18 protein-coding genes are annotated in these 18,932 nt (G+C 70.9%); 12 read left to right on the top strand and 6 right to left on the bottom strand.

All coding sequences use genetic code 11. The features are described 5' to 3' along the window. The first annotated feature begins 114 nt into the window (after nt 1–114). The 3 genes from AB0M67_RS06910 to AB0M67_RS06920 all read left to right on the top strand — a co-directional run bounded on the left by AB0M67_RS06910 (nt 115) and on the right by AB0M67_RS06920 (nt 1,834). Nucleotides 115–1,134: a hypothetical protein gene (locus AB0M67_RS06910; protein WP_365743424.1), complete on the top strand. Its 1,020-nt coding sequence runs from the start codon at nt 115–117 to the stop codon at nt 1,132–1,134. An 83-nt stretch (nt 1,135–1,217) separates the two neighbouring features. After that, entirely contained in the window at nt 1,218–1,457 is a 240-nt protein-coding gene (locus AB0M67_RS06915; protein ID WP_249953645.1) for a hypothetical protein, read from the top strand. Further along, the gene (locus AB0M67_RS06920) at nt 1,457–1,834 is read left to right on the top strand and encodes a toxin Doc (protein WP_249953644.1); all 378 of its coding nucleotides are present in this window, start codon (nt 1,457–1,459) and stop codon (nt 1,832–1,834) included. Before AB0M67_RS06915 ends, AB0M67_RS06920 begins: the two co-directional genes overlap by 1 nt. Nucleotides 1,835–1,888: 54 nt before the next feature. On the opposite strand, the gene AB0M67_RS06925 is transcribed toward AB0M67_RS06920, so the two are convergent. Then, nucleotides 1,889–2,557 (bottom strand): TetR family transcriptional regulator, encoded by a 669-nt coding sequence (locus AB0M67_RS06925; protein ID WP_365743426.1) that lies wholly within the window; start codon nt 2,555–2,557, stop codon nt 1,889–1,891. A gap of 195 nt (nt 2,558–2,752) precedes the next feature. On the opposite strand from AB0M67_RS06925, the gene AB0M67_RS06930 reads away from it, so the two are divergent. Beyond that, a complete protein-coding gene (locus AB0M67_RS06930; RefSeq protein ID WP_365743427.1) occupies nt 2,753–3,952 on the top strand; it encodes a cytochrome P450 in 1,200 nt (399 codons plus the stop codon). 3 nt (nt 3,953–3,955) lie between these two features. Continuing rightward, nucleotides 3,956–4,171 (top strand): ferredoxin, encoded by a 216-nt coding sequence (locus AB0M67_RS06935; protein ID WP_365743429.1) that lies wholly within the window; start codon nt 3,956–3,958, stop codon nt 4,169–4,171. Between the two features lie 220 nt (nt 4,172–4,391). Here AB0M67_RS06935 and AB0M67_RS06940 read toward each other — a convergent pair whose 3' ends face one another. Both AB0M67_RS06940 and AB0M67_RS06945 read right to left on the bottom strand, forming a co-directional pair. Further along, nucleotides 4,392–5,984: a helix-turn-helix domain-containing protein gene (locus AB0M67_RS06940; protein ID WP_365743431.1), complete on the bottom strand. Its 1,593-nt coding sequence runs from the start codon at nt 5,982–5,984 to the stop codon at nt 4,392–4,394. Nucleotides 5,985–6,055: 71 nt separating this feature from the next. Further along, a complete protein-coding gene (locus AB0M67_RS06945; RefSeq protein ID WP_365743432.1) occupies nt 6,056–9,295 on the bottom strand; it encodes an alpha-L-rhamnosidase in 3,240 nt (1,079 codons plus the stop codon). Between the two features lie 261 nt (nt 9,296–9,556). Between AB0M67_RS06945 and AB0M67_RS06950 the strand changes: the two genes are divergently transcribed. Then, the gene (locus tag AB0M67_RS06950) at nt 9,557–10,372 is read left to right on the top strand and encodes an SAM-dependent methyltransferase (RefSeq protein WP_365743434.1); all 816 of its coding nucleotides are present in this window, start codon (nt 9,557–9,559) and stop codon (nt 10,370–10,372) included. Nucleotides 10,373–10,563: 191 nt separating this feature from the next. Here the strand turns inward: AB0M67_RS06950 and AB0M67_RS06955 are convergent, their stop codons facing one another. Further along, nucleotides 10,564–11,262, bottom strand: a complete 699-nt coding sequence (locus AB0M67_RS06955; protein WP_365743436.1) for a Tat pathway signal sequence domain protein — start codon at nt 11,260–11,262, stop codon at nt 10,564–10,566. A 705-nt stretch (nt 11,263–11,967) separates the two neighbouring features. On the opposite strand from AB0M67_RS06955, the gene AB0M67_RS06960 reads away from it, so the two are divergent. Both AB0M67_RS06960 and AB0M67_RS06965 read left to right on the top strand, forming a co-directional pair. Beyond that, on the top strand, nt 11,968–12,609 hold the full coding sequence (locus AB0M67_RS06960; RefSeq protein WP_365743437.1) for a DUF6230 family protein: 642 nt from the start codon (nt 11,968–11,970) through the stop codon (nt 12,607–12,609). A 65-nt stretch (nt 12,610–12,674) separates the two neighbouring features. Beyond that, nucleotides 12,675–13,055, top strand: coding sequence for a DUF6114 domain-containing protein (locus AB0M67_RS06965; protein ID WP_365743722.1), 381 nt, complete (start codon nt 12,675–12,677; stop codon nt 13,053–13,055). On the opposite strand, the gene AB0M67_RS06970 is transcribed toward AB0M67_RS06965, so the two are convergent. After that, nucleotides 12,970–14,196: a hypothetical protein gene (locus AB0M67_RS06970; protein WP_365743439.1), complete on the bottom strand. Its 1,227-nt coding sequence runs from the start codon at nt 14,194–14,196 to the stop codon at nt 12,970–12,972. The two genes, AB0M67_RS06965 and AB0M67_RS06970, sit on opposite strands and share 86 nt — an antisense overlap. An 82-nt stretch (nt 14,197–14,278) precedes the next feature. Beyond that, entirely contained in the window at nt 14,279–14,839 is a 561-nt protein-coding gene (locus AB0M67_RS06975; protein WP_365743440.1) for a MarR family transcriptional regulator, read from the bottom strand. A 211-nt stretch (nt 14,840–15,050) separates the two neighbouring features. On the opposite strand from AB0M67_RS06975, the gene AB0M67_RS06980 reads away from it, so the two are divergent. The 4 genes from AB0M67_RS06980 to AB0M67_RS06995 all read left to right on the top strand — a co-directional run bounded on the left by AB0M67_RS06980 (nt 15,051) and on the right by AB0M67_RS06995 (nt 18,926). Beyond that, nucleotides 15,051–16,250 carry a cytochrome P450 gene (locus AB0M67_RS06980; protein ID WP_365743442.1) on the top strand — a complete coding sequence of 400 codons (1,200 nt, stop codon included), beginning with the start codon at nt 15,051–15,053 and terminating at the stop codon, nt 16,248–16,250. A 29-nt stretch (nt 16,251–16,279) separates the two neighbouring features. Further along, entirely contained in the window at nt 16,280–16,474 is a 195-nt protein-coding gene (locus AB0M67_RS06985) for a ferredoxin (RefSeq protein WP_365743444.1), read from the top strand. Nucleotides 16,475–16,488: 14 nt separating this feature from the next. Beyond that, complete coding sequence (locus tag AB0M67_RS06990; RefSeq protein ID WP_365743446.1) at nt 16,489–17,706, top strand: FAD-dependent oxidoreductase; 1,218 nt, start codon at nt 16,489–16,491, stop codon at nt 17,704–17,706. A gap of 185 nt (nt 17,707–17,891) precedes the next feature. Continuing rightward, nucleotides 17,892–18,926, top strand: coding sequence for a LacI family DNA-binding transcriptional regulator (locus AB0M67_RS06995; protein WP_365743448.1), 1,035 nt, complete (start codon nt 17,892–17,894; stop codon nt 18,924–18,926). Nucleotides 18,927–18,932 lie beyond the last annotated feature (6 nt).

The following is an 18,932-nucleotide window of genomic DNA, read 5'->3' on the forward strand; positions in this document are numbered from 1 at the left end:
CTCTGCCCGTGATTCGGTACTGACCGTTCCCCCCAACTGTGGACTTGATCCTGGGACGCATGCAATTAGGGTACTCTCAGTACCTAAAAGTCTCTGAGGGAGAGGGCATGGCGCATGCGTGCCAAAGGCATCACCTACGACACCGGATTCATCCGCGAAGGTGTGAGTTCCCGTGAGCGCTTCGACCCGGAGGTGGTCGAGCGTGAGCTGCGCGTCATCCGTGACGATCTGCACTGCGATACGGTCCGGGTCACCGGCGGTGACCCGGACCGGCTGGAGCTCGCCGCGGGCTTCGCCGCCGGACTGGGGCTGGAGGTCTGGTTCTCGCCGTATCCGCTTGAGCTCACCACCGACGAGATGCTGTCGCTGTTCGCCGACTGCGCCGAGCGGGCGGAACGGCTCAGGCGGCGCGGCTGCGAGGTGGTGTTCGTCACCGGAGCCGAGATAAGCCTGATGAACAAGGGGTTCCTGCCCGGCGACTCCCTCGACGAGCGGGTCGGGCAGCTGACCGTGCCGGACCGGATGCGTGAGCTGATCGGCGAGGTCGGTACACGTGTCAACGACTTCCTCGGCAGCGCCGCGGCCATCGTCCGTGAGCGCTTCGGCGGCAGGATCACCTATGCCTCCATACCGCTGGAGCGCGTCGACTGGACACTCTTCGACATCGTCTCCCTGGATCTCTACCGGACGGTCGAGATGGCCGACCGGTTCACCGCGGGTGTCCGTGACCTTGTCGCGCGGGGAAAGCCGGTCGCGATCACCGAGTTCGGCTCCGCCGGCTTCCGGGGTGCGGGCGACATGGGCGCTCGCGGGCTGGAGATCGTTGAGTACGACAAGACCGGACCGGTTCGGCTGAAGGGGGAGTACGAACGCGACGAAGTCGGCCAGGCCAGGTATCTGCGCGAACTGCTGGAGGTCTTCGAGGCGGAAGGTGTCGACAGCGCCTTCGTGTTCATCTTCGCGCTCTACGACCATGTGCACCGCCCCGACGGCGACCCTCGCGACGATCTCGACCTGGCCAGCTACGGCATCGTGAAGGTCCTGGAGGACCGCTACGGGGACACTTACCCGGACCTGCGGTGGGAGCCCAAGGCCGCGTTCACCACCCTGGCCGAGTTCTATCGAGAGCACTGAGAGCGACCCTCGGGGCACGGCGGCGGCCGTGCCCCGGGGATCCGCCACTTCCCTGTTCGGTACCAATTAGGTACCGTACGGCTATGCCGTCACTCAACATCAGCTTCACCGACGACGAGCTGGAGGCGGTCCGCGCGGCGGCCGCCGCCGAGGGCAAGTCGCTCAAGCAGTACGTCCACGACCTGCCCCTCCGTGAGCAGCAGCGTCTCCAGTTCGTCCGCTACGCCGTCAGCTGGGGCGAACAGCACCGGGGCGAGTTCGACGAGGCCTTCGCCAACGAGGTCCCACCAGCGCGGCACGACAGGCGGGCGGAAGCCGCCTGATGCCGGTGCTGTACATCGACGTGGCCTGGCTCCTGGACGTACAGGAACAGGCCGTTCCGGAAGATGTCTCGGTGGCCGACTACTCGGCGCTGGTCGCCGCCGTGGCCCGGCACAAGACCCGCATCCCGCGCCCGGCGACCAGTGAACCCGATGTGGCCTGGCGCGCGGCGGCGCTCATCCACACGCTGGTGCGCCTGGAGCCCCTGCCGTACCGCAACAGCCTGTACGCCTGCCAGGTCGCCGCCGCGTATATGCACGCGTCCGGCGAGGGGATCGATCCGCCGTACGGGGCTCTCGTCGAACTCGTCCGTGCCATCCAGTCGGGCAAGGCCAGTGTGTACCAGGCGGCGGACCAGATCCGCGGCTGGCGCATCTGAGACGCGCGAGCCTCCTCCGCGAGCCCACTCGGGGAGGTCTCGGGGGAGGCCTGCTCAGGTCCCCTGCGGCTGACGCCCGGGGGCCGGAGCGGGAGACGGGCCCGGAACGCCGGCCGATCTGGGCGCGGTGACCGGAGCCCGTGCGGGCGCCGGTGCCCGGTCGACCCGTTCCAGCAGTGTGCTCACCGCGCCCAGCACCAGTGCGGTCACCTCGGCGGGATCGGCCGTCGACAGCGGCTCCTTCGGTGCCACCACACGCAGCAGACCGATGCCCAGCAGCCAGGCCAGCACGAGATCCGCGCGCAGCGCCGCGTCCGGGCGGGCGGTCAGTGTGCGCAGCACCCGCGCGTACTCCGCGCCCAGCTGCTCGCGCACCGCCGAGACCACCCCGCCGTTGCCGCCCGAGCGCAGGAACGCCTCCAGGGACGGGTCCCGGTCGGCGGCGGGCGCGAGGAGATCACGCAGTACCGTGGCGAGCAGCTGTTCCGCGGGCGTGGTGGCCAGCTGCTCCCGCCCCACCTCCGCCATCACCTCTTCGAAGAGCGCCTCCTTCGAGCCGAAGTAGCGGAAGACCAGCGCCTGGTTCGCCTCGGCCAGACCGGCGATGTCCCGCACCGTGGTGCTGTCGAAACCGCGCTCGGCGAAGAGCGTGGTGGCGGCGTCGAGCAGCGCCTGCCTCGTATCAGCGGCATTGCGCCGTCGCTCGGGCCCCTGGTGGGCCATGTCGCACCTCCCGTACTCCGTGCACCGGACACGGTAATGCCGGGACGGGACGAATCCACCGGCCGCGAGGCCCGGTTGACGGGACCGGACGCCCCTCCTACCGTTTGTAATCGAGCGCTTACATTCCGCGGCTCACGCACGGGCGGCCCGTGCGCGCAACGAGCCGCGTCAACGACTCGCGATCGGGGCTCTTCGATGACCGATGTACAGGACGCACCCGCCGGACCCGTCGGCTACCCCTTCAACCGGACCGACGGGATCGCGCTGTCCGAGGCGTACGCCCACGCCCGCGACCTCCCGGGGCTGCTGAAGGTCAGACTGCCCTACGGGGAGCCGGCCTGGCTCGCCACCCGCTACGCCGACGCCCGGCTCGTCCTGGGCGACCGCCGGTTCAGCCGCGCGGAGGAGGACCGGCACGACGCTCCCCGCCAGTGGGCGGAACAGCGCGCCGGCGGCATCCTCGCCATGGACCCGCCGGACCACTCCCGGCTGCGCACCCTGGTGGCCAAGGCGTTCACCGTCCACCGTGTCGAGAAGATGCGGCCCGACATCGGCCGGCTCGCCGACGGGCTCGTGGACGATCTGATCGCCGCCGGCCCGCCCGCGGATCTCGTCGAGGACTTCGCGCTGCCGATCCCGGTCGCCGTGATCTGCCAGCTGCTCGGTGTACCGGTGGAGGACCGCCCGCTGTTCCGCGAGTGGAGCGACGCCGCACTGTCCACCAGCGGGCTCACCCCCGAGGAATTCACCACCAAGAGAGACGAGCTGCGCGCGTATATGGCCGGTCTGATCGGCCGGCACCGGGAGGAGCCCGCCGACGATCTCATGTCCGCGCTGATCGAGGCGCGCGATGTCGACGACCGGCTCTCCGAGCCGGAACTCGTCGATCTGTGTGTCGGCATCCTGATCGCCGGCCACGAGACCACCGCGACGCAGATCCCGAACTTCGTCTACGCCCTGCTCGAACACCCGGACCAGCTGCGGCGGTTGAGTGAGGAGCCCGCGCTGATCCCGGGCGCCGTCGAGGAGCTGCTGCGCTTCGTACCGCTCGGCGCGGGCGCGGCGTTCCCCCGGTACGCCACCGAGGACATCGAGGTCGGCGGCACCCTCGTACGCGCGGGGGAGCCGGTGCTGGTCGCGGTGGGCGCGGCCAACCGGGACGCGCTCAGGTTCAGTTCACCGGGCGTGCTGGACATCGAGCGCGAGGGCAACCAGCATCTGGGCTTCGGACACGGCGTCCACCACTGCCTCGGCGCGCCACTGGCCAGGGTGGAGCTCCAGGAGGCGCTGCGCGCGCTGCTGACCCGGCTGCCCGGGCTGCGGCTGGCGGGCGACATCGTCTGGAAGCAGCAGATGATCGTCCGTGGTCCGCGCACGATGCCGATCGGGTGGTGACCGATGGCCTGGCAGCTCCACGTCGACGGAGAACGCTGTATGGGGTCGGGGATGTGCGCGGGGATGGCGCCCGACCACTTCACCCTGGAGGACGACCGGGCGCGGCCCCTCGCCGGAAGCGTCGATCCCCATGAGGCCGTGCTGGACGCGGCCGACTCGTGTCCCGCGATGGCGATCACCGTCGTGGACGGCGGACGCGAGATCGCCCCGCGCCCCTGACCCGCCCGCCGTCACGCCGGCCGCGCCGTGTGATTCGGCCACCCTGTCCCCCGACGCGGGGTGGCCGAAATCGACACACAGGCATGAGATCGCTTTACCCGGCCGGCTGACAGGCCCGGTCACTGGTCACGGTGCCCGAATTCCTCGGTGGGGGTGTGCACGACGCACGGGACGGCGCGCGGATGGTGCGCCGTGCGCGGTCGGGGCGGCGGCGTTCTGGTCACGGTGCACGGTCGGGGGCGAGCGGGATCTCCCCCAGCAGACCGAAGGCGTACACGAGATCGTGGACGCCGGAACCGGTCGCCAGCAGATCCCGGTTGAGCAGGCGCTCCGCGGTACGCAGATGGGCCGTGACGGTCGTACGGCTGTTGCCGAGGCTCCGAGCGGTCCGCTGCGCGTCGGTGTTCGTCTCGATCCAGGTACGCAGTGTGGTCCGCACCCGGCGATGGCCGGCGCCTTCGAGGGGTTCGAGGAAACCCTCGGCCCACGCGGCGGCGGCCGGGGTGCGGAACAGCGAATCCGCGCCGGGGACGTCAGTGCCCCCGGCGACGGGTTCCGTGTCCTGATGCAGGCCGCTGACGGCGAGGGCCAGCGCGACGGTGGCACGGGAGCGGACGTCCCGGAGGTCGACGCCGAGCGCGTCCTCGGCGCGATGGAGATGGGCGGTGACGGTGTTGCGGCTGATGCCCAGCAGATCGGCCACGCCGGATCGCGGGAAGTGCATCGCCAGCCGGGTCGTCTCGACGGTGAGCGCGGGCAGCGAGCGCAGCGGCCGGAGAAGGGAGCGGGCCCAGCCGACGGCGGCGTCGCGCGGCAGCAGCCGTTCGAGCGGCTCCTGGCCCCGGTAACCCGCCACTCTGCCGGGGGCGTTGCCCGCCACCGCCAGGGCGTGCCTGGCCTGCTCGTACGCCTCGGCCGTCGCGCGGAGCGGATGCGCACCGCTGATGCCCAGCGCGTACCGCGGATGCTCCCCGACCAGCTCGCGCAGCGCCCCGCCCAGATCGCCCGGACCGTCCGGTGCGCCGGGACCCCGCCCTTGGCCGTCCCCCGGTCCGTCGTCCTCGGCGATCAGACAGATCAGATGCTCGTCGTAGACGGGGCAGCGCACCATCAGGCCCCGTCCGTGGTAGCCCGAGGAGTCCTGGTGGACCCGCGCGAGCCGGTCCCGGTCCTCCGGCGGGCAGCGCAGCAGATGGACCCGGACCCGGTCGCACTCCAGCAGCGCGGGTACGGCCCCGGTCGTCATCCGGCGAGCCAGCACCGTATCCCCGGCCATGAGGGCCATGAAGAGGGCCACACGCAGCTGGTGCGCCTTCTCCTGGTACCCGTGGAGCGCCGTGTCGGCGGTGCGTGCGCGGTGCAGGATGCTGATGACGCTTCCGGTGTGCGACGCGAGGGACGACGCCCGGGGGCTCAGCCCGGTGGGCCCGGCGAGCACCAGCACCCGGCGCGGTGACTCGGTCCCGACCGCCTCCAGCCGCAGGTGCACCGCGCCGATCTCCGTGGCGGCCGAGGACATCCGGCCGGTGGTCAGCCGGGTGAGCATCGGCCCGAGCGGGACGAGGGCCTCCTCGGGGAAGCGCGGGGTGGACAGCTCGACGGCGCCCGCGCTGTCGATGAGCGCGATCTCCCTGCCCAGCTGGCGGTGGAGCCAGTCGACCACGCCTTGCAGGCCGGCGTCCGGTCGCCAGGCCAACTGCCCGACCACATAGAGGAACTCATCGAGACGGCCGTCGGGTGCCCGTCTCGCCGGGTCACCCTCCATCAGATCCGTCCCTTCGAGTCCGTACGGGACCAGCGCCCGTTTCGGCAACGGTCAGTCTATGTCCGGTGGGGGCGGGGCGCGTTGACGCCCCGCCCCCACACCTTCCGTTCGCGGCCCGCTCAGCTGGTGAAGTGATGCCTCCCCGACCCGGCGGCGAACACGGCGCAGCCGTCCTCCCGTCGCAGGAACGTGGCGGTTCCGTGCCGTACGTCCGCCCCGCCCTTCGCGGTCGCGGTCGCCGTGCCGCTCTCGGGGATCCACACCTCGGCGGTGGTGTTGGCGGGCAGGGAGACGGTGAGCCGGAAGCCGTCGGAGTCCTGCGTCCAGTCTGTGCTGATCGGGCCGTAGAGCGAGTCGTAGCGCCCCGCGGCCTCCGTCACCCCGCCACCCGGCCGCGGCCGTACGACGATCTTCCGGAACCCCGGGCCACCCGGGGCGATGCCGACGATGTTCGCGTACATCCACTCGCCCACCGAGCCGTACGCGTAGTGGTTGAAGGAGTTCATCCCGGCGTCCTGGAAACCGCCGTCCGGCCTGATGGAGTCCCACCGCTCCCACATCGTCGTGGCGCCCTGGTCGATCTGGTAGCCCCAACTGGGGAACGTCCGCCGTGTCAGCAGCCGGTAGGCGACATCGTTGTGACCGGTGGCGGTGAGGACCGGCAGCAGCCGCGGGGTGCCGAGAAAGCCCGTCGACAGATGCCAGTCCTTGGCCCTGATGAGCTCGACGAGCCGGTCGGCGGCGGGCCCGCGGTCGGCCTCGGCCAGCAGGTCCATCGACAGGGCCAGGACGTACGCGGTCTGCGTATCCCCCTTCACCCGGCCGCCCGCGGAGACATACGCCGCGCGGAAGGCATCGCGTACGGCGCGGAACAGCGCGGCGTACGGCGCCGGATCCTTGCCGAGGACCTCGGCGACCCTGGCGACGAGGTCGGCGCTGTGCGCGAAGTAGGCCGTGCCGATGACGTCCTTCGGTGTCTCGTCCTGGATGTTGAGCCAGTCGCCGAACCCGTCGGCGGGACGCAGATAGCCGCTGCTGTGCGCCTCCAGATAGTCGAGCCACTTGAGCATGGAGGTCCAGGACTGCTCCAGCACCCGCACATCCCCGTACGCCTGGTGGAGCGCCCAGGGCACGGTGACCCCCGCGTCTCCCCAGCCGGCCGCGCCGCTGCCGACTCCGGCGATATCAGGGGCGACATGGGTGAGGGCGCCGTCGTCCTCCTGCGCGTCACGCAGATCCCACAGCCACTTGGTGAGGAAGCGTGCCGATTCCATGGTGTACGCGGCGGTGGGCGCGAAGACATTGATGTCACCGGTCCAGCCGAGCCGTTCGTCGCGGGCGGGCGTGTCGGTGGGTATGGAGAGGAAATTGCCGCGCTGGCCCCAAGTGATATTGCTGTGCAGCTGGTTGAGCATCGGGACGTTCGTTCTGAAATCCATCGTGAACGGCGCCGAGGTGTGGATGACCCGCCCCACGACCGCGCCGAGTGCCGGCTTCCCCGGATAGCCCGTCACCTCGACATAGCGGAAGCCGTGGAAGGTGAAGCGCGGCTCGTAGGTCTCCCGGCCGGCACCCTTGAGTGTGTAGGTGTCGGTGGCACGCGCGGTGCGCAGATTGTCCGTGTAGATCGTGCCGTCCGGGTTGAGTACCTCGGCGTGGCGCAGCCGTACGGTGGTGCCGGCGGTGCCTGAGACGGTCAGCCGGACCGCGCCGACCATGTTCTGGCCGAGATCGAAGACGAAGACGCCGGGTCGGGGCTCCGTCATCTTCTTCGCGGGGAGCTCACCCGCCACCCGTGAGGGACCGTCCACCTCCGCCACGAGCGCCGCGCCGACCGTGTCGACCGCCTCGGCGGCCACCCAGCCGGTCGCGTCGAACCCGGGGCGCGTCCAGCCGTCGGTCTCCAACCGGGCGTCGTACGCCTCGCCCGCCATGAGATCGGCGCCGGTCACCGGTCCGGTCGTGGCGCGCCAGTCGGTGCCCGACAGCACCCGCTCGGTCGTGCCGTCCGTGTAGGTGACCTCCAACTGGGCCAGCAGGGCGGGCCGTTCACCGTACTGGTGCGGGCCGAACCAGGCGATGTTCCCCGCGTACCAGCCCGCCGCGACCGTCGCCCCGAGGGCGTTGGTACCGGATCTGAGCAGCCGGGTCACGTCGTACGTCTGGTACTGGACGCGCTGGTGGTAGTCGGTCCAGCCGGGCGCGAGCCGGTCCTCGCCGATCCGCTCGCCGTTGAGATGGGCGTCGTACAGCCCGAGGGCCGTGGAGTAGAGCCGGGCGCGCGCGACCTTCGCCCCGCCCCGCAGCCGGAACTCGTGGCGCAGCTGTGCGGCGGGGGAGTAGGAGACCGGCACCGCGCCCCAGGGGCCCGAGCCCCACGCGGCGAGCGTTCTGGCGGCGGGCCACGCGGCGTCGTCGTAGTCGATGGTTCCCCAGTCGGCCGAGGGCTCCCGGTCGGTGGTCCGCCAGCTCCCGTCGGTGGTGAAGGCGGTGGTGCCGTCCTCTGTCGTCAGCTCCAGCAGACCGAGCAGACCCGCGGGCCCGGTGGTCGCGTTGGTGGCGGAGACGGCGATCACATTGGCGCCGGGGCGCAGTTGACCGGTCACATCGACGACGACGGGGCGTTTCCAGTTCTCGGCGGGGCCGTTCGCCTCGGTGTGCGCGACAGGGACGCCGTTCACCGAGGCGGTGAAGCCGTCGTCGGCGGTCATGACCAGCCGGGCGCGGGTGACGCCGGCCGGTATCCCGGCCCGGCCGCGGAACCAGCGGGTCGCCGCCGGGGCGCTGCTCGCGGGATCCCCCTCGGGGAACCAGATCCAGGAGGCGCCGTCCAGCGCGGGCGCGCCGACAAGCGCGGCCGGCGCGGCGATCCAGCGCGCCGACCAGTCGGAGGCGTCGGTGAGTCCGGTCTCCCACCAGGACGGCGCGCTCCACCCCGACACCCCGCCGTCGGCGTCCCACACCCGCACCGACCAGTGGTAGCGGGTACGAGCCTTCAGCTCGGGTCCCGCGTACGGGACCAGGACCGACTGGGAGGAGGTGATCCGCCCGCTGTCCCAGATGTCGGGCGTGGCGAGACGTTCGGGAGAGGTGGCGACCCGTAGCTGATAGGCGCTCTGCCGCTGTCCGGGCCGGTCGGAGACGATGGGCCAACTCAGCCTGGGACGTGGGGTGTCGAGGCCCAGCGGGTGGCGCACGTACTCGACGGTCGGTTCGGTGACGCGCGCGCCCGCCCGGGCACCCGGCCCGGCGGCCGGTGCCATGGACGGATCGGCTCCGGCGGCCGGCACGGTCCCGGCGACAAGCGCTGTTCCCAGGGCGGTGGCGGACGTGCCGAGCAGTCGTCTTCTGCTGATCACAATGCGACTCCGTTACGACTCGACGATGAATCGTTTCACTTTTGGGAAAGTAGGGAGGCGCATGTGAACTGTCAAGGGTTCTGTGACGGCCATGCCGAAGCCGGGAGAACGACAAGTTCCCCCTATTGACGGGGTGGTTGGCGTTGCTCTAGCTTCCCTGGAGGGCCTGTTGAAACCTTTCATGTGCGTAGCTCACGCGATCTTGAGATATCTCAATGCCTAGACTCCTGGCCAAAGCTTCGATCGGGACCTGGAGTGAAGATGGCGCAGCAGGAGCATCCAGTACGGCGGATCAACACGGGCGAGGCGCATTCGGCCCGCGTCTACGACTACATCCTGGGCGGGAAGGACAACTACCCCGTGGACAAGGAAGCCGGAGACGCGATGTGCCGCGAGTGGCGGGCGCTGCCGGTGCATATGCGGGCCAACCGGGAGTTCATGCACCGGGCGGCCCGGTATCTCGCGCGGGAGGAGGGCATCCGGCAGTTCCTCGACATCGGCACCGGCCTGCCCACCTCGCCCAATGTGCACGAGGTCGTCCAGGAGGTCCGCCCCGACGCGAGCATCGTCTACGTGGACAATGACCCGATCGTGCTCGCGCACGCGCGGGCGCTCCTGACCAGCTCCCCCGAGGGCCGCACCGCCTATGTCGACGCCGATATGCGTGACCCCGACGCGATCCTCGGCTCGCCCCAGTTCCAGGAACTCCTCGATCTGCGTGAACCGGTCGGGCTGCTGGTCATCGGCATCCTGCACTTCATCCTCGACACCGACGACGACCACGGCCTCGTCCAGCGTCTGCTGGAACCGCTGCCCGCCGGCAGCTTCCTGGCCATGACCATCGGCACCGCCGACTTCGCCCCGCAGGAGGTGGGCCGCGTCGCCGCCGAGTACGCGCGCCGCGGTATGCCCATGCAACTGCGCACGCGAGCCGAGGCCGAGGCGTTCTTCGACGGTCTGGAGCTGGTCGAGCCCGGCGTCACCCAGGTCCACCACTGGCGGCCGGACGCCGACCAGGACGACATCGACGACCGTGACATCGCCATGTACGGAGGCGTCGCCCGGAAGAACGCCTGAGCCGGAGCCCGACTGAGCCGGAGCCCGACTGAGCCGGAGCCCGACTGAGGCGGAGCCTGACTGAGTCGGAACCCAACCGAGTCGGAGCCCCGCTGCGCGCGGAACAGCCAGCGGCCGATGCCCGTGCGAGGGCCCTCGCACGGGCATCGGTGTGTCCGCCCGTCAGCTCCTCAACGTGTCCGCGCGCCGGATCAGTTGATGAATACGGACGGGCCGCCGGACTGGCTCGTGTCCTTGACCGGGCCGTACTTGGCGGAGAAGTAGCTGGAGCCCGGGCAGGTGGCGGGCCCCGACGACCTGCTGAACAACTGGTTGGTGAACGTGATGGAGTTGTCGGTGTTGGATGTGGCGCCGCTCAGCCCCGTGGACGTGTAGACGCAGGTCGTCAGGCCGAGCAGGGTGTTCAGCTTGACGGTCGTCTGTACCGCGCCCGCCGCTCCGGCGCCCACGGTGAGCGGCCCTCCGGAGGCGACGGTCGTGTGGTAGGGCAGCCGGTCGACCGTGATGCTCTGCACCCCGGTGGTCCCCAGGATGTTCGAGGTGCAGCCGCCGAAGGTGTGCGCCGTCAGCGACTCGGTGGCGGTCCCCGGTGCGGCCGGATTGCCGGTGACGGTCGCGGTGAACTGCGAAGCCGTGCAGGTGATTCCGGTGGAGCCGCCGGCCGTGGTACGGATCGCGACGCTCGCGCCGCTGCTGAGCGAGGAGGTGAAGACGTCCCCGACCGCGACGGCGGGGCCGCCCGCGCTGCCGTAGGTGAGTACATTGCCGGCGGCTCCGGCGGCGGACGCCGAACCGGTGGCGGTGGCCGTTCCGGTGGTGAGGAGAGCGACGGCGGCGCCGACGCCGGTGGCGGCGAGAACAGTGCGTCGTAAGCCCGTGCGAGTACGCATGCGAAGTCCCTTTCGCGAGCGGTGGGATGAGATGTGGCGAACGCGCTGTGGCGGCTCGGCCAGGCGCGTCGTCATGGCCGGCGAGGGAGGCGGCCGGCTGTGAGGCACCCGCTCCTCAAGGGAGCGGCGGGGCGGGAGGACGGTGCGAGAGGGCGGTGCCCGCGGGGGCAGCGCCATGAGGGGGTGGGGTGAACAGTTGCGGTACGGGACCGGCGCCACGGACCCGCACCGCGCCGCGAACGAGCGCGGCACAGAAGGAAACCCAAGAGGGTTGTAAACCTGTCCGGTGCACGGAGTCAAGGCCCCGAGGGGGAAGTCGCCGATGAATGTTACCCACGGTACCCGGACGTCAGCGGTGTTGCCGGGGGCGCGCACCGGCCGCGCGCCCGAGCGGTCCATCCGGCGCTGAGCGCGGCGCACCGGACCGGGAACGGATCTCCTGCGCGATCAACACCCAATTTTCACAAGGTGGTTGACCGCGTGGATACCTGGGAGTAACTTTCCGGGTCGACTCCCATGGCCGCGCCGTCGCCCAGGGCGTGTCTTCCCAGCAGCGCCGTCCGCCCGAAGGCCGGGCGGGCGGGATGTGGCAGACACGGCCGGACGGGACCTAGTCCCGGGGAAACCCGTCGGCGCCGGGAGCCGTCCGCGCCAGGACATCGCCGCGCAAGCTCGTTCCGGTCATCACACCCTCAGGAGCAGCTCATGGCCACGTCCGACATCACCGGCGGCGAACCGCCAGAGAGAGCCGAACGGCGGGGGAGAGTGCGGCTGCGCCGCGCCGCGCTCATGGGCGTACCGGCGGTCGCCGCGGCCGCCACCCTCGTGATCCTTACGGCGCAGGGCGCCATCGCCGCGCAGTTCGCCATCTCCGGCATGCCCTTCACCGTCACGGCCGACCGCCTGGAGGGCCAGGGCTTCGAGCAGTTCGGCGGCATCGACAACATGGCGGAGGGCAGCCCCAACGCCGGCGACACCGGAGGCCAGGTCCTGGTCGTGGTCTCCGCCATCAAGAAGGCCAAACTCACCAAGCTCTGCCAGAGCGTCGAGATCGGCGGCACCTATCTGCACATCACCGCGGGCGACAAGGGCACTCCCGTGTCCGCGACCGATCTGACCACCGACTCCACCGTCCTGACGGGCAATCAGGCGGACTTCGACAACATCGAGATCGGCGGAGACGCGAGCACCTTCACCAAGGCGGGCGTCAAGGGGCCGCTCGGCGTCTTCGGCCAGCAGGCCGACACCGTCACCATCACCCATCTGCGGCAGACCAACTGGGCGACCACCGCTGCCAAGTTCCGGCTGCCCAACCTGCATCTCGGCTTCAGTTCGAAGAGCTGCTGAGTGTGGCTCCCCTCGAACCGAACCCCCCGGCCGGGGCCGCCGTCCCGGCCGGGGGCCGCCATCCGCTGCGTGCCCTCACCGCCTGGCGCGGACGCCGGCCCTTCTGGGGCGGGACGCTCCTGCTGCTCGGCGGAGTGGAGATCCTGCTCACCGAACAGGCCTCGATCTCCGTCGTCCTACAGGCGGGCGCGGGCGGCATCGCCGCCTATCTGCTTCCGCTGGTCATGGTCGTATGCGGGCTGCTCGTACTGCTGAACCCGGGGCAGCGGCTGTTCTACTCGGTCATCGGTGTGCTGGTCACCCTGGGCACCTGGATCACATCCAACCTGGGCGGGTTCTTCGTCGGTCTGCTGCTCGGTGTCATCGGCAGCTCGCTGGCCTTCGGCTGGCTCCCCGACCAGGAGCCGCGCCGTTGGCGGCGGCGCGCACCACGCGAGACGGCCTGACGGTGTGACTGCCTGACGGCTGAATGGTGTGACAGTGGAACGGTGTGACGGTGTCGGCCGACTCGTCGTGGATACGCGCGCCGGGGGAGTTGCCGGAGTGCGCCGAACCGGGCGGTGTGGGGGAGGGCGTGCCCGACTGTCCGCCGGTCCACAGATACGTGACGGTGACCCAGCCGTTGTCCGTCAGTCCGATATCGGCGAAGGTGCCGTCCGCCAGATCGATCCCGGCCGGGTTGGTGACCCGCCGGCCCGAGCCGTCGAGGCCGCCGTTGTAGCCGTTCTCGTGCGCCGCCTGCGCTTCGGGCTTCCCCTGCGGCAGGTCTGGGAAGCTCTCCCGTAGCGAGGAGGGGTTCCAGTGGTCGTCGCGGGTGTTCCAGGGACCGACGTCCCAGACGGGGGCGGTCTCGCACCGCGCGGGACCGCAGACCTGGACGGAGTACTGACCGCCGCCGTTCGGTGACAGGCCCCGTCTGGAGGGCAGCGCGACGAAGTGGTCGTTCGGCTGGATGACATGGCCGTTGGCGGTCGTTCCGCCGACGAGCCCCTCACGGGTCGCGAAGACGCGCGCGCTGACGGCGGCGGCTCCGGCTCCGGCGGCGGCGCGCGGCTCGGGGCCCCGGTCCGCCGTCAGCCGAAGCCCGGAGACCCGGGCCCCGCCGCTCTCGTCGGTGAGGGTGACACGCGCCTGTACGGTGCTGACGGTGCGGGGCAGGGCCACCGCGGTCGCCGCCACCTCGCGCCACTCGGTCCAGGAGCCGTCGGCGGAGCCTCCCCTGACCTCGACGGTCACCCGCGCGCCGGAGGGCAGCCGGGCCATGAGCTCGGCCCGCACTCGGTTGACGGGACGGTCGAGCGTCCGCGGCGCCAGCACCTGCGAGCCGTACCCCCGGCCGCTCCGCGCCGACGCGGTGCGCGTGTCCGGGTCCCGGAGGCGCAGCCCGTCGTGGGAGTGGCGCACATTCACGTCGTCGGAGTCGACCCGGGAGAGGTCCTCCGACCAGGAGACCCCGTCGGCCGCTCCGCGCGTGGACACGTATGCGTCCGCCGCCGTCGCGGGCGAGATGGCCACCCCGGGTCCCAGACACACGAGTGCCGAGACGAGTCCGATCGGCCAGTGGTGCCGCTGCCACCTGTCACGCATCCTGAGTCGCCTTCGTTCCGGTCCGGGTGACGCCCCGTCACCAGTGTGGGGGGACAGCCGGCGCAGCGGGATCCGCCGTGGATCAGCCGGCTTCCTGAACGCCTGACGCCCGCTGGTCGGGGACGCCGCCGGCCGCGCCCGGGGCATGGGTCTCGTACTGCTCCGGATGTGCTTGCGTACGTACCCGGCGCACATAACCGTCGACGAGCCGTTGGAGCACATCGACGGTGGTGGCGATGTCGCGCTCCGCCACGCCGTGCAGGGCCCGTTGGAGACTGTCGCGGTTGGCCTGGTGGAGCTGGGTGAGGAGGGCCGTCCCCGCCGCCGTGATCACCACCCGGCGGGCGCGGCCGTCGAGCGGATCGGGTGTGCGCTCGACGAGCCGCTGGGCCTGCAACCGGGCGATCTGACGGGTGACATGGGAGGGCTCCACCATGAGCCGCTCGGCGAGATCGCCGACCCGGCTGCCGCCTTCGCTCTTGTCGAGGGCCAGCAGCAGATACACGTCCGAGCGGCGGGCGGTCACGCCTGCCTGCGAGATCTGCTGGTCGTGCGCCTGGGAGCGGGTGAGCAGATATGACAGCAGAGCCAGCATCTTCTCCAGTGCGGCGGTGGGTTCCGGGGCGGTGTCGGCGTCCGGCATGGAGGAACTGTAACGGCATCACCGCGCAAGGGGGCGCAGGTAGCGGCGGTCGGCATTCGGCCAATGTGGAACCCGCCCTTCTGTCCCCCTTCCTTCCGCACGTACAGGCGCGTTAGCGTGACCGAGAGTTAATTGCTTTTGTTAGGCAATTCGCTCGTTGCTCGGTCTCCCCGGAAGTCCATCCGCACCCTGTGCGAAGGAGAACCCCCCCATGACCGTCACCGACCACCCCCCGCTCCTCACCGCCCCCGCCTCCCGGGGCGGTTGCCCCTTCTCCCCGCCGCCCGAGTACGAACAGGCCCGCGAGGAGGCCCCCGTGACCCGGGTGACGCTCTGGGACGGCTCCCAGTGCTGGCTGATCACTCGTCATGAAGACGTCCGCGCGGTCCTCGGCGACCCGAGGTTCAGCGCCGAGGCCACCCGCCCCGGGTATCCCTTCCTCACCCCCGCCCGCAAGAAGCTGGCCTCGGGCGAGTCGAGCTTCATCCGGATGGACGACCCGGACCACGCCCGGCTGCGCCGGATGCTCACCGCCGACTTCATGGTCAAGAAGATCGACGCGATGCGCCCCGAGATCCAGCGCCTCACCGACGAGCTGCTGGACCGGATGACCGCTTCCGGGTCGGCGGCCGACCTGGTCGCGGAGTTCGCGCTGCCGCTGCCGTCCCTGGTGATCTGCCGTCTGCTCGGGGTGCCCTACGAGGACCACGACTATTTCCAGGAGCGCAGCCGCGTCCTGCTGCACAACGCGTCGACGGAGACCGAGGTCGCGACCGCCAGCGACGAACTGCGCGAATACCTGATCGCGCTGGCGAAGGCCAAGGAGCACACGCCCGACGACGGCATCATCAGCCGGCTGACGGCCCGGGGCGAACTCAGCGTGGGTGAGGCGGCGTCCATGGGGCTGCTGCTGCTGATCGCCGGCCATGAGACGACCGCGAACATGACCGCGCTGTCGGTGCTCGCGCTGCTGCGCGAACCGGACCAGTGGACCCGGCTCCAGGAGGACCCCTCCCTGGTGAAGGGGGCGGTCGAGGAACTGCTGCGCTATCTGACCATCGTGCACAACGGGGTCACCAGGGCCGCCACCGAGGATGTCACCGTCGGCGGCCGGACGATCCGCGCGGGCGAGGGTGTGATCTGCACGCTCAACACGGCCAACCGCGACGCCGGTGTCTTCCCGTCGGGCGGGGACCTCGATGTGACCCGGGACGCGCGCCGCCATGTCGCCTTCGGCTTCGGAGTCCACCAGTGCCTGGGCCAGCCACTGGCCCGGGTGGAGCTCCAGATAGCTCTGGAGACCATCATCCGCCGGCTGCCGGAGCTACGGCTCGACGTGCCGTTCGAGGACATCCGCTTCCGTGGCGACATGGCCGTGTACGGGGTGTACGGGCTTCCGGTGGCCTGGTGAGCGCCGGAACGGGAACAGAGGGGCAGATCATGGAAGTTCAGCTCGACCAGGACAAGTGCTGCGGAGCGGGACAGTGCGTCAACGTCGCCCCGGAGGTGTTCGACCAGCGTGACGAGGACGGCATAGCATTCGTTCTCGACGCGCGGCCGCCGGCCGCGCTGCACGAGCAGGTACGCGAGGCCGCGCTCATCTGTCCGGCCGCCGCGATCCGACTGGAGCGATAGTGAGCGGAGCGGGAGTGAGTGAAGTCCGGCAGGTGACCGTCGTCGGTGCCTCGGCGGCGGGTATGGCCACCGCCGAGGGGCTGCGCCGGGCCGGCTTCGAGGGGCGTATCACCGTCATCGGTGAGGAGGTCCATCTCCCCTACGACAGACCGCCGTTGTCGAAGCAGCTGCTGTCGGGCGCCTGGGAACCCGAGCGGCTGCGGCTGCGCGGCGAGGACGTACTGACGGACCTCCGGCTGGATCTGCGCCTCGGTGTCCGGGCGACGTCCCTGGACACCACCGCGCGCGAGGTCGTCCTGGCCGACGGTGAACGGGTCGGCTACGACGCCCTCGTGGTGGCGACGGGCGCCACCGCCCGTCGGCTGCCCGGTACGGAAGGCATCGCCGGGGTGCATGTGCTGCGCACCCTGGAGGACGCCCTCGGTCTGCGGGACGATCTGCGCGGCCGGCCGCGGCTCGTCATCGTCGGGGCGGGTTTCGTCGGCTGCGAGGCCGCCGCGGTCGCCCGTGAACTGGGCGCCGAGGTCACCATGGTGAGCGATGTCCCGATGCCGCTCTCCGACGTACTCGGTCCGGAACTGGGCGCGATGCTCTCCGAGGTGCACCGCGACCACGGAGTACGGCTGGAGACAGGCGTGCTCGTCGAGGGGATCGCCGCCGAGGGCGGCCGTGTCACCGGGGTCCGGCTGGCCGACGGCCGTACGCTCCCCGCGGACGCGGTACTGGTCGGGATCGGCGCCAGGCCCAGCACCGGCTGGCTGGAAGGAAGCGGTCTGCCGGTCGGCGACGGAGTGGAGTGCGATCCCACCCTGTACGCCGGGTCGGGGGTCTGGGCGGCCGGCGATGTCGCCTGCTGGCTGCACCCGCGCACCGGCGCGCCGACCAGGATCGAGCACCGCACGAACGCCGCCGAACAGGGTCTCGCCGTCGCGAGGAACATCCTGGCCGGGCCCGCGGCGGCCGTTCCGTTCGCTCCCGTTCCGTATGTCTGGTCCGATCAGTACGACCTGAAGGTGCAGATCTTCGGCCGTACGCGGGGCGCCGACCACATGCGCGTCGTGGAGGGCGCCGTCGCGGACCGCAAGCTCATCGCGCTCTACGGGCGCGAGGGCAGGGTCTGCGGCGCGGTCTCCGTCAATATGGCGCGGGCGGCCCGTCCTTACCGCGCGCTGGTGGCCGACGCCGCCGACTGGGAGACCGCGGTCGGCGCGCGCACGGAGCTGGTGACATAACCGGGAGTCACTCTCGTGTGAGCGGGTCCGGCCGGGTCGGCCGGACCCGCTCTTCGTCGTACGGGTGTCGAAGCGCTTCGATCCGACTATGGACAGGTCATGGACGCGCCATCTAACCTCGAAGGCGGATCTGTCGAAGGACGTCGAAGCGCTTCACTTCTCAACCGGCCCGCCTGGAGAGCTGAATGGTCACCCTCGCCGATGTCGCTCAGCATGCCGGAGTGTCCGCCAGCACGGTGAGCTACGTCCTCAGCGGCAAGCGGTCCATCTCGGCCTCCACCCGGGAACGGGTCGAGCGCAGCATCGAACAGCTCGGCTACCACCCCAACGCCGGTGCCCGCGCACTGGCCAGCAGCCGGTCGAACATCATCGCGCTCATGGTGCCGCTGCGCACCGACATGTACGTACCGGTGATGATGGAGATCGCCATCGCGGTCGCGACCACGGCCCGTACCTTCGGCTACGACGTGCTGCTGCTGACCGGCGAGGAGGGGCCGGCGGCGGTGCGCCGGATCGAGGGCAGCGCCCTCGCGGACGCGATGATCCTGATGGATGTGGAGTTGCACGACGACCGGCTGCCGCTGCTGCGGGAGGCGCGGCGCCCCTCGGTGCTCATCGGACTGCCCGCCGACACCACCGGACTCAGCTGTGTGGACCTCGATTTCGCCGCCGCGGGCGCCGTGTGCGCGGAGCATCTGGCCGGTCTCGGCCACCGCGAGATAGCGGTCATCGGCGAGGCCCCGGGGGTGTACGAACGCCTCACCGGCTTCGCCGAACGTACGCTGAGCGGTCTGCGCGAGCGCAGCGGGGAGCTGGGGCTGCGGCTGCTGCACCGGCCCTGTGAGGGCAGTTACGCGGCCGTCTCCGCCACCGTCGGCCGGATCTTCGACGAACGCCCCGGCACCACCGCGTTCATCGTCCAGAACGAGGCCGCCACCGACCCGCTGCTGGCCCTGCTGCGCCAGCAGCGGCGCGCCGTGCCCGAGGACATCTCGGTGGTGGCCATCTGCCCCGATCAGGTCGCCGTCCATGCCTCCGTCCCCCTGACCTCGGTCGCCGTACCGGCACAGGAGATGGGACGGCACGCGGTCGAGCAGGTGGTCGCGAAGCTCGCGGGCCGGGGGATGGACGAAGTCCTGCTGCTGCGGCCCGAGTTGACCGTGCGGGAGAGCGCGGGTCCCCGGTCCGTCGCCGGGGACCCGCCGCCGCGACGGAACTGACGCGAC

This window comes from Streptomyces sp. NPDC051662 (genome assembly GCF_040681655.1).
Taxonomy (GTDB): domain Bacteria; phylum Actinomycetota; class Actinomycetes; order Streptomycetales; family Streptomycetaceae; genus Streptomyces.

Excerpts from the sequence above, each read along its gene's own strand:
- AB0M67_RS06935 (WP_365743429.1), top strand. The coding sequence starts at position 3,956 with ATGGCCTGGCAGCTCCACGTCGACGGAGAACGCTGTATGGGGTCGGGG.
- AB0M67_RS06930 (WP_365743427.1), top strand. The coding sequence starts at position 2,753 with ATGACCGATGTACAGGACGCACCCGCCGGACCCGTCGGCTACCCCTTC.
- AB0M67_RS06955 (WP_365743436.1), bottom strand. The coding sequence starts at position 11,262 with ATGCGTACTCGCACGGGCTTACGACGCACTGTTCTCGCCGCCACCGGC.
- AB0M67_RS06975 (WP_365743440.1), bottom strand. The coding sequence starts at position 14,839 with ATGCCGGACGCCGACACCGCCCCGGAACCCACCGCCGCACTGGAGAAG.
- AB0M67_RS06980 (WP_365743442.1), top strand. The coding sequence starts at position 15,051 with ATGACCGTCACCGACCACCCCCCGCTCCTCACCGCCCCCGCCTCCCGG.
- AB0M67_RS06950 (WP_365743434.1), top strand. The coding sequence starts at position 9,557 with ATGGCGCAGCAGGAGCATCCAGTACGGCGGATCAACACGGGCGAGGCG.
- AB0M67_RS06915 (WP_249953645.1), top strand. The coding sequence starts at position 1,218 with ATGCCGTCACTCAACATCAGCTTCACCGACGACGAGCTGGAGGCGGTC.
- AB0M67_RS06985 (WP_365743444.1), top strand. The coding sequence starts at position 16,280 with ATGGAAGTTCAGCTCGACCAGGACAAGTGCTGCGGAGCGGGACAGTGC.
- AB0M67_RS06910 (WP_365743424.1), top strand. The coding sequence starts at position 115 with ATGCGTGCCAAAGGCATCACCTACGACACCGGATTCATCCGCGAAGGT.
- AB0M67_RS06970 (WP_365743439.1), bottom strand. The coding sequence starts at position 14,196 with ATGCGTGACAGGTGGCAGCGGCACCACTGGCCGATCGGACTCGTCTCG.
- AB0M67_RS06960 (WP_365743437.1), top strand. The coding sequence starts at position 11,968 with ATGGCCACGTCCGACATCACCGGCGGCGAACCGCCAGAGAGAGCCGAA.
- AB0M67_RS06920 (WP_249953644.1), top strand. The coding sequence starts at position 1,457 with ATGCCGGTGCTGTACATCGACGTGGCCTGGCTCCTGGACGTACAGGAA.
- AB0M67_RS06925 (WP_365743426.1), bottom strand. The coding sequence starts at position 2,557 with ATGGCCCACCAGGGGCCCGAGCGACGGCGCAATGCCGCTGATACGAGG.
- AB0M67_RS06995 (WP_365743448.1), top strand. The coding sequence starts at position 17,892 with ATGGTCACCCTCGCCGATGTCGCTCAGCATGCCGGAGTGTCCGCCAGC.